This is a genomic window from Paenibacillus sp. J22P51, from assembly GCF_059692215.1.
In genome coordinates, this window is record NZ_JCAUAZ010000008.1 from 31,319 (window position 1) to 47,614 (window position 16,296).

A 16,296-nucleotide genomic window follows, 5' to 3' on the forward strand; every position below is an offset into this window, starting at 1 on the left:
ACTCCGCCCTTGTCCAGCACACTGTCTATCTACCACGCATTCAATATATTGAAGCTAAATAGAAACGAGGTGATTGGAATGGCTTGTGTAAACGTAAAAGCTGTTCGTCAACCTGACTTAGTTTTGATAAGTTGGTCTAGAAACCCTCTTGTTGCAGGCTCCCCGCGCAGAATTAAAGCTGTACGTGTAATTGGCAGTTCTCAACCTTGTACAGCTACTTTGGTAACCAATGGTTTGCTTAGTACGGCATTAAGTTGTTTATTGGACGATTTCAAAATCGTTTACCAAAAAAGAACGACAAGCGTAAGCGGATATTTGTTACTGCAACGTTTTCGAGTTCAATAGAAGATGGTGAAGGGGCGGCTGAGGCTGCTCTTTTTTTATAGATTACATAGGCTTATGTGTATAAAAATTCGCAACATGTTGTACGCCCCTCTTTCCTGTAACCAAGAGATAACTTTATATTTAATAATTACAGTATCATGTAAAGTTTCTTTAGTTAAACGTGTTTTTGATCACGCTATAATTACGTTGGAAAGGAGACGTTTTCAACAAAATGTAAACGCTTAACTGATTCACTGAGTACTGATTATTGAGAGGGGAATGCCATATATGAGGAAAAAACTCATTCGAAGAGTTGTCTCCATCCTACTTGCAGCGGCTCTATTACTACCATCGAGCTTACATACTACGGTTGCAACAGCTGCGACTACGGAGACCACCACCATTTACCATGAGACCTTTGCGAGCGACCAAGGAAAAGCAACGAAAGCAGGTGGCGCTAACCTGTCACAGGTCACTGGCAAAACATTTACTGGCAATGCTGATGGAAAAGCTTTATATGTAAGCAACAGAGTTAATAACTGGGACGGGGCTGATTTCAAATTCAGCGACATCGGTCTGGAAAATGGCAAAACCTATACAGTAACTGCAACCGTCTATGTTGACGCCGATGTCACTGTCCCGAGCGGCGCACAAGCTGGTTTTCAAACAGTAAACGGCTATCAAAATACGACTTACGTCAATTATGAAGCCGGCAAAGCGCTTACCATAACCAAGGAATTTACTGTAGATACGAGCAAAGATAGCGCACTGCGCATTAATTCAAACAATGCCGGGGCAGGTGTGCCGTTCTACATTGGCGATATCCTCGTTACCGCTCAACAAACAACGGTAACAACGGTTAGAGAGGTTTACCACGAAACCTTTGCGAGCAGCCAAGGATTTGCCACGAAAGCAGGCAATGCTACCCTGTCACTAGTCACTGGAAAAACGTTTACAGGTAATACTGATGGAAAAGCCTTATATGTAAGCAACAGAGTTAACAACTGGGACGGAGTTGATTTCAAATTCAGCGACGTCGGCCTGGAAAACGGTAAAACCTACACGGTAACCGCAGCTGTCTATGTTGACGCAGATGTAACTGTTCCTGGCAGCGCACAAGCTGGTTTTCAAACCGTAAACGGCTATCAGAATACGATTTACGTCAATTACGAGGCCGGAAAGGCGCTCACCTTAACCAAGGAATTTACCGTAGATACGAGCAAAGATAGCGCCCTGCGCATCAATTCAAACACGCAAGGGGCAGGTGTACCTTACTACATCGGAGATATCCTGATCACCGAAAAGGTGGCTTCCGGCCCTGTCGTTGAGACACCTAGACTCCCGGCTGTGGATTTAAGCACCATCACTTTTGAAGATCAAACAGCGGGTGGATTTGTAGGCAGGAAAGGCACGGAAACGCTGACTGTCACCAATGAAGTCAACCATACCGAAGGCGGTTCACGCGCGTTGAAAGTTGAAGGACGAGCAGAAACTTGGCATGGACCTTCATTACGTGTGGAGAAATATGTTGATAAGGGCTACGAATATAAGATTACGGCCTGGGTTAAGCTCATCTCGCCTGGAAGCTCGCAACTCCAGCTGTCCACACAGGTTGGTAGTGCAAGCGCAAGTTATAATACCATTGACAAAAAAACAATTAGCACCGAAGACGGCTGGGTTAAATTCGAAGGAACTTACCGTTATAACACGGTACCCGATGAGTTTTTGAGCATATATGTGGAAAGCGCTAGCAGCAAAGATGCTTCTTTCTATATCGATGATATCAGCTTTGTAGAGAGTTCGGCGCCTATCGCCGTGCAAACCAATTTAACTCCGATTAAAGATGCCTATCAAAACGATTTCCTGATTGGTAACGCGGTATCGGCGGCAGATCTGGATGGCGTCAGACTTCAGCTTCTCAAGCTGCATAACAATGTCGTCACTGCAGAAAATGCCATGAAACCGGATCAGGCGTATAATGCGAATAAAGAATTGGACTTTACCGCGGAAGATACGCTTGTTACTAAAATTCAGGCTGCGGGACTCAAGTTGCATGGGCACGTGCTCGTATGGCATCAACAAACACCTATGTGGTTAAGTACGTCAACCGATTCACTTCCATTGGGACGAGTTGATGCTCTCGCAAATATGAAGAACCATATCAAAACGGTCATGGAGCATTTCAGTGACAAGGTGATATCGTGGGATGTCGTCAACGAGGCGATGAACGATAACCCGTCTAACCCAACGAATTGGCATGGAGCGCTGCGTAATTCCCCATGGAAAGCTGCCATCGGAGATGACTACGTGGAGCAGGCATTCTTGGCCGCAAGAGAAGTGCTGGACAATCATCCTACTTGGAATATCAAGCTTTATTACAATGATTATAACGAAGATAATCAGAATAAAGCGCAGGCCATTTACAGCATGGTCAAAGAAATCAATGATCGGTATGCGCTGACCCACCCTGGTAAACTCCTCGTCGACGGCGTCGGTATGCAAGCCCACTATAATCTAAACACGAATCCGGACAATGTTAAGCTGTCCTTGGAGAAGTTTATTTCATTAGGCGTAGAAGTGAGCATCTCCGAGCTTGATATTACGGCTGGAAGCAACTCTCGCCTTTCAGAGAAAGAAGCAATTGCTCAGGGCGCTTTATACGCCCAAATCTTCAAAATCTTCAAGGAAAACGCCGATCATATCGAACGTGTTACCTTCTGGGGATTGAATGATGCTACGAGCTGGAGAGCCAGTCAGAATCCGCAATTGTTTAATAGCGATCTGCAAGCCAAACCAGCGTACTACGGCGTAATTGACCCAGCTGCATTCTTGGCCGCACATCCGCCTGAGCCAGTGGCAGAAGCTAACCAGTCAACCGCCAAATATGCTACGCCTACAATTGACGGGATAGCTGATGATGCAGCTTGGAGCCATGCATCTGAAATGCCGATCAACCGGTATCAGCTAGCTTGGCAAGGGGCAAGTGGAGTAGCTAAAGCATTGTGGGATGATCAAAACCTGTATATTCTCATCCAAGTTAGCAACGCTGAGCTTGACAAAAGCAGCCCAAATGCCTATGAACAAGACTCCGTCGAAATCTTCTTGGACGAAAACAATGGAAAAACATCGTCCTATGAAGCTGATGACGGACAATACAGAATTAACTTTGACAACGAACAAACATTCAATCCAGCAAGTAAAGCAACCGGTTTTGAATCCGAGACCCATGTTTCTGGAACAAACTACACGGTTGAGGTGAAGATTCCGTTGAAATCGGTAACACCGGCTAACGACAAACAACTTGGTTTTGACGTACAGATCAATGATGCTAAAAGCGGCGCCCGTCAAAGCGTTGCCGCTTGGAACGATACGACCGGAACTGGTTTTCAAGACACATCTGTTTACGGCGTTCTTACCCTAACAGGTAAAAGTACCAGTTCGAACAGCGGTGGCTATGTTCCCCCGCAACTAGATAACATTAAAAATCCAGACGGCTCTGTTACGATAAAACCGGAAATGAAGACAGACAATGGACGAGCGATTGCTACGATTTCAAGCGACAACTTGAAAAAGGCGCTTGAGCAAGCTGCTCCTGCAGCAAACGACAAGAAGCAATTCGTAATCGAAGTACCAAAGCAAGCAAACGTGACTTCATATGAAGTGCAATTGCCAACACAAAGCCTAAAAGGACAAGAAACCTTTGAGCTTTCATTGAAAACTGCAGACGCGACAATCCGAATTCCAAGCAACATGCTGTCCAATGTGACAGAAAATGCTGAGCAAGTGTCCCTTCGCGTGGCTAAGGTCTCTATGGACAACGTGGATGCAGCTACCCGTGAACAAATCGGCAATCGTCCAGTTATCGAATTGACCCTAGCAGCAGGCGACAAAGTCATTGCATGGAACAACCAAAATGCGCCTGTAACGATAACCATCCCTTACACACCGACAACGGAAGAGCTTAGTGATACAGATCATATCATCATTTGGTACATCGATGGTCAAGGCAATGCGACACCGGTTCCAAACAGTCGCTATGACGCGGCAAGTGGAACGGTTGTCTTCCAAACAACCCATTTCAGCACCTATGCGGTAGCTTCCGTATTCAAGACCTTCGGAGACCTGCAGAACGTGCCTTGGGCTAAACAAGCTATTGATACAATGGCATCTCGCGATGTCATCAATGGAACAGCCGAGAACAGCTTCTCGCCTGAAGTTTCCATCAAGAGAGCGGACTTCATCTCGCTTCTTGTAAGAGCGCTTGAATTGCACAGCACAAGCATAAACGAAGCGATGTTCAGCGATGTCCCAACAACCGCTTATTATTATGATGAGCTAGTCATTGCGAAGGCATGGGGTATCACCACTGGCTTTGAAGACAATACGTTTAAACCAAACAGCAATATCTCTCGCCAAGATATGATGGTGTTGACGACACGCGCGATGGCGGCAGCCGGCAAGCAAGTCCAAGCCGGCGGAACTTTAGATGCTTATCCGGACGCAGCGAGTATTTCCAACTACGCGAAAGACAGCGCTGCAGCTCTAGTGAAATCTGGGATTGTGAATGGCAAGAGCGACAAGCTCGCTCCGAACGATCAGCTCACTCGTGCTGAAGCGGCAGTCATCCTGTACCGTATCTGGAATCAGTAATCACATCCACATTACTTCATGATCCATCATAACCTAGATTCGGTTCTGTCAAGGCGATCTCCCTTGTCGGATCTGAATCTAGGTTTTATATTTCTTGCGAACAAAAAAAAGGGACCTAGCCAACGGGGCCAGATCCAAAGTTTATATTAAAAAAGGGGGTCTTGTTTATTATAATACCCTTTCTATGTTAGAGAACTGTAACGGGAATGTTCCAATTGTGTTACAAATGTTATTCCGTGTAACATTCGCCACGTTCCTAGTCACTTCAGCAATTTTTGAAGCCCAACCTTGGGTTCCTCCACCGGGAAATATTCAAGTCCCATATGTCCTGTATAACCAGCCTCAGCAATAGCTTGGAAAATCTGTTCATAATTCAGCTCACCCTTGTCGAGCTCATGTCTGCCAGGGTTGCCTGCCGCATGGAAATGGCCGATCCACGCTAGATTCTCCCGAATGTTGGCGATCACATTCCCTTCGGTGATTTGTTGATGGTAGATATCGAATAGCACCTTCACGAAGGGACTATTTACTTGCTTTACGATAAGAAAAGCTTCTTCGGAAGAAGCCAAGAAATATCCTCGATGATTGACGCGCGTATTCAGCGGCTCAATCAGCAGTGTAACTCCCTCTTTTTCCAAAAGAGGTACACATGCCCGAAGCCCCTCAATCAACGATTGCGTCTGAGCCTCTCTCGAAACGCCTTGAAGCTCTTGTCCTACTTGTGAAATCAGTTGGGTGCAATTCAGGCGCTTCGCGACTGCGATTGATTCCGTAAGTCCCTCAATATAGACACTACGCAGAGCTGGATCTACCAAGCTCACGAATTTCGTGCAAAATGCCGCAATCGAGACACCAGCTGCTGCCACAGCATCCGCAACGGTATCCACATCCTTTTGCCACCAAGACCAGAATTCAATCGTATCGTATCCGAGCTCCTTCAGCTCATTCACACTTTCTCTAAAATCACGCTCTTTATACACGGCATCCACACAAACGGAGAGCTTCATCCCTATCCCTCTTTCCATTCTGATCTTTCCTCATTGTATGGTAAAATGAAGCAAATGCCTATGAAAAAATGAAATGCTAGGAGTCCCAGCTATGATACGAACGCTCGCCGTCACTACCGATTTTGATGTGATCCATGATCTCCCTCTAGAAGAACTATCCGCTCCAACGATTCGTTGGTACTGGGTTGATTTCTATAATCCGGATGAAAAAGAAGCCTCAAAGCTGAAGGATCATTTCCACTTTCATCCCCTCGCCATCGAGGACTGCTTTCATTTCATGCAACGACCGAAAATTGATCATTATCAAAATGTTCATTTCTTTGTTATGCATGCCATTAACGCTAAGACGCTGGATGCAGAAGAAGTCGATATGTTCCTTGGGAGCAACTATATTGTCACGTTCCATTTGCATGAATCCAGAGAAATCGAAGATGCTTGGACCCGGGTGTCCCAGCAAGAAAATCTGAGAAATCAGGGCCAGATCTATGCCGCGTATTTAGTCCTAGATAATCTAGTCGATCAATATTTCCCCAGTGTCTATCAAATTGAAGACGCACTCGATGATATCGAGAACAATATGAATGCGGAGGCCATTGATGCGTTGATGAATCAGGTTTTTGAAATCCGTTCACAACTGTTGAAATTACGTCGAACAATCGTTCCCATGCGTGACCTTCTGTACAGGATTATCAGTACGGATCGGATTGAGCAGGTGCGCGAGCATCTCGTCTTTTTCACGGATATTCATGATCATCTACTTAAGCTATCTGAAATGATTGACTCGAATCGCGAGATTACCGCTGACATTCGTGATAGTTATATCTCACTTAACTCCAATCGGATGAATACGATTATGAAAACGTTGACGGTGATTACGACGATTTTCATGCCACTAACGTTTATCGCAGGACTCTATGGGATGAACTTCACCTATATGCCTGAGCTTGAATGGCAATGGGGATACTTTGCAGTGCTTGTCATCATGATTGGCATTGGCTTAGGCATGTTTGCCTGGTTCCAGAAGAAGGGCTGGTTTAAATAACGACCCCGAAGCAGTATCGGGTTGAGGCTTTTAAAAGAAAAAACAAAAAAACCGAGAGAGGTAGCTGTTACTACCTCTCTCGGTCCTCTTAATTACCCTAAATCCGGGGCATCTACCAGCATAATCTCTGGACTGTCCGTACCGTGCAATTCAAATACAATAATCTCATTATTGCCTTTGCGTAGTAAAGGGCCAGGGAAATACAGCGTTTTTTGCGGTCCACGCTCCCAATAACGTCCCAAATTGAAACCATTTACCCAGACAACGCCTTTCTTCCAGCCATCAAGCCGAATGAACGTGTCCGCAATGTCATCGATCTCAATAGAACCTTTGTAAAAGGCAGGTCCTTCGTTAGCAACTTCATTAAAAGGCGAGTATTGTAAGCCTGACAACTGATCGAGCGGCAAAGGAGAAATCGTCCAATCGAACAAAAATTGACCGTTCAAACGGACACCCTCCGTTATTCCTTTTGAATCCTTCAGCTTGGAACCGTAGTTAATGCGCCCCATATTCTCGACGAGAATATCAATCTTGACGCTGCCGGCCGGAATATCCAACACCAGCGATTGGGGGTCCCATCGCTCCACGATACCGAGATACGAGCCGTCTACGAAAACAATCGCACGGTCGTGCACATCTTGCAGATGTAGTTTCATGTTTAGGCGGGGACCCGATACGGTTGTCGAGTACAGAATGAATCCATAATCCTGCCCAATTTGCTCCATAGTCAGCGGATATACGCTTGTCATAGGGGTTGAAAGTTGCGGTAAATGATGGAATAAATCGGCTTTCTGTGTCAAGCTGACAACGCCATACTGCTTTTTCGCAATAGGCTCAGGTAAAACGCATTCTCCTATATCCAGGTGTTGTGCTAATATCCGTCTAACAGCATGAAATTTCGGAGTTAGATCGCCGCATTCAGAAATAGGAGCGTCGTAGTCATAACTTGTGGTCGTCGGCTCGTAGACATCCCCGTAATTCGCCCCATTGTAGAACCCAAAGTTAGTGCCTCCATGGAACATGTAAAAGTTCACCGATGCGTCTAAGCTGAGCATTCGATCCAACACATTCGCTACATCCTCCGCATCCCGAGTATGATGTGGCTTCATCCAATGATCGAACCAGCCATTCCAATATTCCATGCACATGAGCGGTTCTGTCGGCCGGTATTCTCTAAACTTGGCGAACATTTCTTCTGGCTTTGAGCCGAAATTAACTGTCGCTAGCACATCCGGCAACGTGCCGCCTTGCAGCATATAGTCGGTGGGACCATCGGAAGTGAACAACGGAACGTTGACACCATGGCGAAGAAGACTTTGCCGCAAATGTTCTAAATAGGCCTTATCGTTGCCATAGCTGCCGTACTCGTTTTCAATTTGCATAGCGATAATGGGTCCGCCATTCGTACTTTGAAGCGGCGTCAACTTTGGAATGAGCACGTCGTAGTAGGCATCCACTTTTTGTAGGAATACCGGATCTGCGCAGCGAAGCCGGATGTCGGAGTAACGAAGAAGCCATGCAGGCAGACCTCCAAACTCCCACTCCGCGCATATATAAGGACTCGGCCGAACGATAACATATAATCCAAGTTCCTGTGCTGTTTCAATAAAACGTACTAGGTCCGCCATCCCTTCAAAGTGGAACACGCCCTCCTTCGGTTCATGCATATTCCATGCTACGTAAGTTTCCACTGTGTTGAAACCGCAAGCCTTCAGCTTCTGCAACCGATCCCGCCAATATTCAGGCACAACCCGAAAATAATGGATCGCACCAGCAACAATGCGGAATGGACGGCCGTCCATCTTAAATTGCTTGTCCCCTATTTCCAGCTTTGTCATCGTATACGCCCCATTTATTATTTTTTGGTCTATTCACCATTCATCCTTGCTCAGTAAACGTTTTGGCAAAATCATTAATATTGATCGACTTCCCTTTGTTCAGTCTCGACTCTTCGGCGGCAAAAGCCATCAAATGACTGCGTACAGAAGCGGATGCAGATGCAAGGCCTTCTCCGCCATCGTAATTGCGAACATCGCGCAGGAAGCTCTGTACAATCCCCGTATCGCCGCCGCCATGACCACTGTTTGGTACATGAACCTTAATCTCATTCACTTCTTGGGATACAAAATCGTACATCGTAATTTTGTCATCATGTCCGTTTATTTGACCCTTCGTTCCCATGATTTGAATGACCCGTTCCTGCTTCATCGTAAATCCGCTCATGCTGAAAGTCGCTGTTGCGCCGTTTTCAAATTCCATATTAACAACTTGATGGTCAACGACATTGTTATCACATTTATATACACAACGCCCGTAAGGCGAAGTTTTAAGTCCTTCAACGATGGCTTCCTTCGATAAATCCGGCGTAAAATGTCGGGCCCAGTTTTTTCCATCACCCAAATAAAATCTCGTGGCCGAATATGGACATGTTGATTCTACCGCACACCCATCGATACAACGATCCGTTGATCCTACAGGCGCATTCCCTGAATGAAAATGCATCAAGGAACCAAAGGAGCTTACGCGGACACAGGGCTGGTCCATAAGCCAAGAAAGAACGTCCATATCATGACACGATTTGGACAGAATCATCGGGCTGGACGTATCGGAGTTGTTCCAATTGCCACGTACGAAGCTGTGAGCGATATGCCAATAAGCAACATTCTCATTCAACTGGATGGAAACGACTTCACCAATGCGACCCTCATCAATTAATCGTTTGATCGTCGACCAAAAGGTCGTATAGCGCAGCACATGGCAGATCGTTAGCAGGCGCTCGTTCTCCTTGGCTGCCGCTTCCATCGCTAAACATTCTTTTGGGTCAGGTGACATAGGCTTTTCCAACAGTACGTGATACCCATGATTCAGTGCGGTAATGGTCGGTTCAAAATGCATTTTATCCTGTGTACAGATGACCATAATATCCGCGAGCTTCGGCTTAGCGTACAATTCGTTCCATGACAAGAAGCGATGATCATCTGGAATTTGATGCTCCGCAGCAAATTGTTCTCTTCTATGATCGTCCGGTTCGACGACAGCGACAAACTTCAGTTCATGCGGATAATCCAACGCATATGGCGCATAGCTTCGTGCTCCGCGTGCTCCTGCTCCGATTAAAACAGCTGTTAATGTTTGCATGTCAGGTTCCCCCATTTAAGTCCCAAGAGGCCGTCCTTTCAATCATCCTTTGATGATGCTAGGAACGGCCTCTAAGTTTACATTATTTCCATTCGCCTTGGATCTTGCCTGCCTGAATGGCCTTATTTACTTCAGTTATCATTTCTTTACCGCCCTTGGCCATGTACTCTTGCACCATTTTGTCCCAGTCAGTGAGAGGTCTTTGGCCGAAAATCATCTTGGTCGTTTCGTCCGTAATGTACTTAGCTAGCGCTGCGTTTTTCTCCATAAGTATCGGGGAAATGATGCGGCTAGTTGGGTTAATATAGAACTTCATGGTGTGAAGCATGTCAGCCATCGATTGTTGGAACTTGCCATATTGCGGTACCTTGGCGATTTTGGCAAATGTAAACAAGTCTTCGTCGTCCTTCACCCAGCCACCGTTCGTAATATAAGCGCTTGGAGCAACATTAGAGCGGTTCTCCGTGATCGGTTGCGCAATGTTATTGACCATTTTGTAGCCTTTACCTTCGCCGCCGAACAACCAATCGAAATCTTTATTTTGAGGATTTTTCTGATCATCCGGTATGGTTTTATGGAAGTAGTCAATCATTTCTAGTATGCGTTTCACTTTCTCTGGCTCGTTTTTCAGTTTAGCGGAAATCATGTACATCCGATAATAGCCGGAGCCAAGTGTGAGGCCTTGTGATCCGTCCGGTGCCTTGAAAGGAGGAATCGGCACGACTTCTGCTTTGGGATCATTTTGTAAGATCGTTTCCAACATAACACCGTTAGCGCTACTGGTTCCTGGTTGCTCGTACCAAATGCCAACTTTTCCTGCGTTAAACGCTTTGAAAACGTCCTTATATGCCGTTACGGCCCAGTCTTTGTTAAGAGCATCCTGTTTTTGCAGATCCGCCAAAAATTCGATTTTTTCTTTATTCCCTTTTGCAACAATCCCGGGAATGTACTGACCGCTTTCATCTTTATGGTACCAAGTGGAATTAGCGTAATAGGAGCCGAAGGATGGGTCATAGTAGATGTCTTTTGCAAGTCCAAGTCCAATGGTATCGGCTTTGCTGTTGCCGTCAGGATCGTTTTTCGTGAAGGCGATGGCGACCTGTTTGAGTTCCTCATAATTCGTTGGCATCTTCAGACCGAGCTTGTCAAGCCAGTCCTTACGGATGATCGGCTTCTTGCCGCCTTTTGGTGAGAAATAGGTCGGAATGCCATATACCTTACCATTTACTTTGAATGCATCCCAGATAAAGCTAGGAACGGTTTTGGTAGATTCATATTGCTGCAAGAACTCGTCCAGTGGCAGGAACGCACCTTGTTGCGCCCACTTCAAGTAGTTGGCGTCAACTACTTCCATACCAATAACGTCAGGAAGATCGCCGGAGGCCATCTTAACCGCAAGCTTTTCATCATAGGTGTCGAAAGGTACGTATTGTGACTTAAAGTCTATGTTGAATTTCTCATTTATTTGTTTAACGGCTTCGCTGTCTGGTCCAGGAACCGGCTCTTCCCATGTACCGTCAAACCAATTGATGGTGAACTTTTTAGCCTTGTCAGCTGCCGCCGTAGCCCCTGCATTCGGGCTTACTTTTGGGCTTTCCTCCGATTTGGTTGAACAGCCTGTTATACCGCCGACTAACGTAACCGAAAGCAGTATGCAAACGAGATTTTTTTTCAATGTCGAACCCTCCCTATTTTTTAACCTATAAATCTAACTTAGCATGTAAAGGTAAGCCATTTTCTCACCCCTTGACCGAACCCAACATCACCCCTTTCGCAAAATGCTTTTGCAGAAACGGATAGATCAGTAAGATCGGGATCGTCGCGATTAAAATTGCAGCCATGCCGATTGTCTCAGGTGGCGGCGCGTTTTGCGCCAAAGCCGCTTGTTGGCCATCGGAAAGGGAATCGAGCTTTTGGCTTAGGATCACAATTTGCCGCAGAATGACCTGTACAGTCCATTTACTTGGATCACTGATATAGATAAGCGCGGTGAAATACATGTTCCAGTTGGTTACGGCGTAAAACAAACCGAAAGCCGCCAAGGCAGGCTTGGAAAGCGGCAGAACAATCCGCGAAAAAATGTGCAGATCATTGGCTCCATCTATGACGGCAGCCTCAGTCAGCTCTTGCGGGATGCCTACAAAAAACTGACGTAATACGATCAGATTGAAGGAATTTATCGCTCCAGGAATGATTAGCGCCCAGTAACTATCGAGCAGGTGTGTCGCTTTGACCACCATATAAGTGGGGATAATCCCCGCTCCGAAAATGAACGTAAACAGCACAAGGAACATATAAAATCGTTGCCCCAGAATACCACGTGTCAGTGCATAAGCCATCATGGAGGTGAGCAGCAAACTGAACAACGTTCCTACTATAGTAATATAAGCGGTAACGCCAAGCGAGCGCATAAACACTTTCGAGTTAAAAATATATTGATAGGCATCCAATACAAAATGCGTTGGAAAAAGCACAAATTCCTTCGTTACATATTCCGCATATGAAGTTAATGAAATCATGAGCATATAGTAAAACGGAAACAGCATAACAATTCCAACCAGGGTGAGTATCGTGATATTTAAAGCATTTCCCGTTTTTTCAGATAACGATCTGAGCTTAGCCAATTCTACACCTCCTGCTGCAAGCTATACAAACGAAGCTATTCTTCAATACACACCATCTTCGCCAAACCGTTTCGCCAGCTTGTTAGCCCCGACTATCAAAACCAAACCGATCAAAGATTTGAACAATCCTACGGCAGTTGCAAAGCTGAAATCGGATTTCTCAATGCCTTTGAAATAGACGAAAGTATCGATAACGTTGCCTCTTTCCATGGTTAACGAATTCAACATGAGGAAAATTTGCTCAAACCCAACATCAAGCACACTGCCTAAACGAAGTATAAGCAAGATGACGATTGTACCTCGAATCGAGGGCAAGGTGATGTGCCAAATTTGCCGCCATTTGCTCGCACCGTCTACAACGGCTGCTTCGTACAGGCTCGGATTGACGCCTGCTAAAGCGGCGAGGAAAATGATCGTTCCCCAGCCGGATTCTTTCCAAATGACTTCGAGCACAATGAGCGGCATAAACCAGCCTGATGAGGTCAAGAACGCTGTTGCTTCCATGCCGAACAGTGCGTGCAACAGCTTATTAACAATTCCCTCGGACTTAAGAAAAACAGTCACGATCCCAACGACGACAACCCACGATAAGAAATGTGGCAAATAAACGATGGACTGGATGATTCGTTTGAACATTTTGTTACGCACTTCATTTAACATCATGGCCAAAATGATCGAGACCGGGAAAGCGAAGGATATTTGCAAAAAGGATAGGTACAAGGTGTTCCAAATAACGCGAATGACTTCTTGGTCTTCGAAAATCTTCTTAAAATGTTTCAATCCAACCCAATCACTGTGCAGAAATCCTTGAAACGGGCTGAAATCTTGAAAAGCTATAATGTTGCCTGCCATCGGGACGTACCTATAGATGATGAAATATAGGAGGCCTGGTAAGACCAGCAGATATAAATAGCGTTCCTTCCATAACCTAGCCGAAATTGAGTGCTTTTTGTTCGTATTGCGGGCCGTGTCCGCCATAGTGCGAAAACCCTTTTCCGCCGTATTGATGTCCAAGTTGGAAATCCCCCCTTTACTAAGCAATGGATAAGATAGTCTTGATTTGTGTTGATATTGCCATGTTATAATGGGGAATGCTTCCTGAATATCTGTAATTATTAGGAATTGACGCAAAATTGCAGGTTTTCGTAAAAATGCACAGTTTTCGAAAATGATACTACCCCGATCTCGTAGATACTTACCAAATGAGTTTTCTTGCAGAAACTTGGAGGTGGACAAGGCAATTGATGAGAAGCATACTGCAGTTAAAACTCAATACCCGTTCCATTTTGACGAAGTTATTGCTCAGCTTTTTGTCAATCATTGTGCTGTTTGTTTCGTTTAATGTCGTCTCGCTTATTCTGTTCCGAAAAAGCATTCATGATGAAATTATTACCTACAACGATGCTAATCTATCGCATACGGCGCAAAGTTTCGAACAGTATTTTCAATTGTTGAACAATGTCATTGTCAGCATGTATCTGGATGATCATTTACTGAATCTCAAAGGCTCAGATATTGATTATGTAGCAGCCGGACAAATCATGGATGATGTGCGAAGAACGGTGAACAATCAACAATTATTTCTGAATAATTTATTTGTTTATGATGTCAAGCATTCACTAGTTCTAGAGCAAGTACGGGGAAGTCGCTTGGATGTTATGTTCTCCGAGCACTATACGAACCCGAAGTATACCTACGAATTTTGGAAAAAGGAGTTTACAGAGCCGTTCAGTACCAAACTGTACCCAACCGCTACCTTCACCAGTGCCCAGACCATTCCCATTTCACAAACTGGCTTGGTCATTCCGTATGTGGTCAAAAGTAAGCTGTATCCCGAATTCATCATGCTCGCTTTTATTGATGTCCAAAAGTTGTACAAAGCCTACCATCAGTCCATCAACGACAACTTTTATATTTTAAGCCCGCAAGGCGTACCCCTATTCTCGTCCGATCAAACGGATAAACGCGAGCTTCCTGCTTTAAAGTCTGGAAAGGGATGGGCCAAAAGCGGAGGCAGTTATTATTTTTATGAAAAGGGGGAGTTAAGTGGTCTTACGTATATAAACATCGTGCCTGACGCCAGTATTTCAGCGCGAATCGTTCGTCTCAACGTTACATTACTAGTGTTGCTCGTCGTGTCTATAGCGATCAGTGTCTTGGTATCCATATTTTTGAGCAGGCGATTCAATAACCCCGTTAAAAAAATCGTCGAGTCCATTCGTCACTTAAATGAAAAGAAGGATTCGGATCAGAGAGGGACTAATGAGTTCGAATTTATTAATGAAAACATCGGAAGAATGCTTCGGGTGAATCAGAAAGCGTTAAGCGATCTCGAGGAAAAAAAGAGTCTCCTGCATTCTTATACACTTGTGAACCGTCTCAAACGCATCCGTGTCGGGCATCATGAAACGCTGGAGGGGATCGAACCGGACGAAAGGCCGTTTCGATTCGTACTTTTTCAATTGGCATTTAAAGCGCGGTTTAGGGAGGAGCTTCTCGGCGAAGAAGAGCGCGCAACCTCTTTTATTCACGAGTATGTCAGTCGGGCGATTAGCGAAGAGATGAAGAGATCGCAGACAATCCAGATTGAGTCGGACCAAATACTATCTCTCGTTTATTTGGATGAAGACGACACACGCTTAACGGATGTGTTGGACAAAGTCAAAGATGAGCTGGCAGCGGATAGCCAGTATTGTTTCTTTACGATAGCCGTTAGCTCACGGCACGATCACGCATCGCAAATGACCTCCGCTTACGAGGAAGTGGTTCAGTTGATCAAACTGCGGCCTTTTGACGATGAAACCTGTGTCTTAGAAGCAGGTCAAGTTCATGAGAAGTATTTCTTGCCGACAGCTGCGTTGGAGCATGAATTTAATGTGAATTTGCAGGAAGGGAACGATACGCTAGCGATGCAGTCGCTTCGTCGCATATTGGCGCAAATGAAGAAAAAGGGTATTGGGACGGCACGTTTCCATCGTTACGCCGAGGAAACAACCGACAAAGTGATACGAATGCTTCATATGAGCGATAATGAAGCATTGTACGGGCTAGCAGACTTAATTTCCACGATCCATACGGTAGAGCAGCTGGAGCAATATTTCGAAACATTGGTCAAAGAGGCGGCGCGGCTTGTCCGGGTGAAGAAAGAGGAGCGTGATCAGATCGTTAGCTTCGTCGGCACCTATACGGAGGAGCATTACGCCGAGGATATCTCACTTGAACTGGTCGCAGGCAAGCTGAACATCACCGGCGGGTACTTGTCTTCGTATTTCAAAGAAAAAACAGGCATGAACTTCGTCGACTATGTCAACGAGTTCCGCATTAAACAAGCGATGAATTTACTGCATCAATCGGAGATGAAAATCCAAGACATCGCAACAGCGACCGGATTTCAATCGCTAAGCTCGTTTAACCGCACATTCAAGAAGTTCTCTGGTGTGACGCCTAGTGAATATCGACGGTTGCTATAATGGAACAAGTCCCATTTTCCCGATGAAATTGGGAACGACAA

The 16,296-nt window shown here is 45.4% G+C and carries 10 protein-coding genes; 4 read left to right on the plus strand and 6 right to left on the minus strand.

Features of this window, described 5'->3' with window-relative positions; genetic code table 11:
- Positions 1-78 precede the first annotated feature (78 nt).
- Positions 79-345 carry a hypothetical protein gene (locus AC58QC_RS17805; protein ID WP_497416470.1) on the plus strand — a complete coding sequence of 89 codons (267 nt, stop codon included), beginning with the start codon at positions 79-81 and terminating at the stop codon, positions 343-345.
- A gap of 267 nt (positions 346-612) precedes the next feature.
- Positions 613-4,974 (plus strand): glycoside hydrolase family 10 protein, encoded by a 4,362-nt coding sequence (locus tag AC58QC_RS17810; RefSeq protein WP_497416471.1) that lies wholly within the window; start codon positions 613-615, stop codon positions 4,972-4,974.
- 260 nt (positions 4,975-5,234) lie between these two features.
- On the opposite strand, the gene AC58QC_RS17815 is transcribed toward AC58QC_RS17810, so the two are convergent.
- Positions 5,235-5,999 carry a hydroxypyruvate isomerase family protein gene (locus AC58QC_RS17815; protein ID WP_497416472.1) on the minus strand — a complete coding sequence of 255 codons (765 nt, stop codon included), beginning with the start codon at positions 5,997-5,999 and terminating at the stop codon, positions 5,235-5,237.
- Between the two features lie 73 nt (positions 6,000-6,072).
- Here AC58QC_RS17815 and corA point away from each other — a divergent pair, with 73 nt between their 5' ends.
- Positions 6,073-7,023 (plus strand): magnesium/cobalt transporter CorA, encoded by a 951-nt coding sequence (gene corA / locus AC58QC_RS17820; protein ID WP_497416473.1) that lies wholly within the window; start codon positions 6,073-6,075, stop codon positions 7,021-7,023.
- A 92-nt stretch (positions 7,024-7,115) separates the two neighbouring features.
- Here corA and AC58QC_RS17825 read toward each other — a convergent pair whose 3' ends face one another.
- The 5 genes from AC58QC_RS17825 to AC58QC_RS17845 form a co-directional block, all read right to left on the minus strand.
- Entirely contained in the window at positions 7,116-8,861 is a 1,746-nt protein-coding gene (locus tag AC58QC_RS17825; protein WP_497416474.1) for a glycoside hydrolase family 35 protein, read from the minus strand.
- Between the two features lie 40 nt (positions 8,862-8,901).
- Positions 8,902-10,161: a Gfo/Idh/MocA family protein gene (locus AC58QC_RS17830; RefSeq protein ID WP_497416475.1), complete on the minus strand. Its 1,260-nt coding sequence runs from the start codon at positions 10,159-10,161 to the stop codon at positions 8,902-8,904.
- Between the two features lie 82 nt (positions 10,162-10,243).
- Positions 10,244-11,836 (minus strand): extracellular solute-binding protein, encoded by a 1,593-nt coding sequence (locus AC58QC_RS17835; RefSeq protein WP_497416476.1) that lies wholly within the window; start codon positions 11,834-11,836, stop codon positions 10,244-10,246.
- Positions 11,837-11,900: 64 nt separating this feature from the next.
- Positions 11,901-12,785, minus strand: coding sequence for a carbohydrate ABC transporter permease (locus AC58QC_RS17840; protein ID WP_497416477.1), 885 nt, complete (start codon positions 12,783-12,785; stop codon positions 11,901-11,903).
- A gap of 42 nt (positions 12,786-12,827) precedes the next feature.
- On the minus strand, positions 12,828-13,763 hold the full coding sequence (locus AC58QC_RS17845; RefSeq protein ID WP_497416684.1) for an ABC transporter permease: 936 nt from the start codon (positions 13,761-13,763) through the stop codon (positions 12,828-12,830).
- Positions 13,764-14,029: 266 nt separating this feature from the next.
- Here AC58QC_RS17845 and AC58QC_RS17850 point away from each other — a divergent pair, with 266 nt between their 5' ends.
- The gene (locus AC58QC_RS17850) at positions 14,030-16,255 is read left to right on the plus strand and encodes a helix-turn-helix domain-containing protein (protein WP_497416685.1); all 2,226 of its coding nucleotides are present in this window, start codon (positions 14,030-14,032) and stop codon (positions 16,253-16,255) included.
- Positions 16,256-16,296 lie beyond the last annotated feature (41 nt).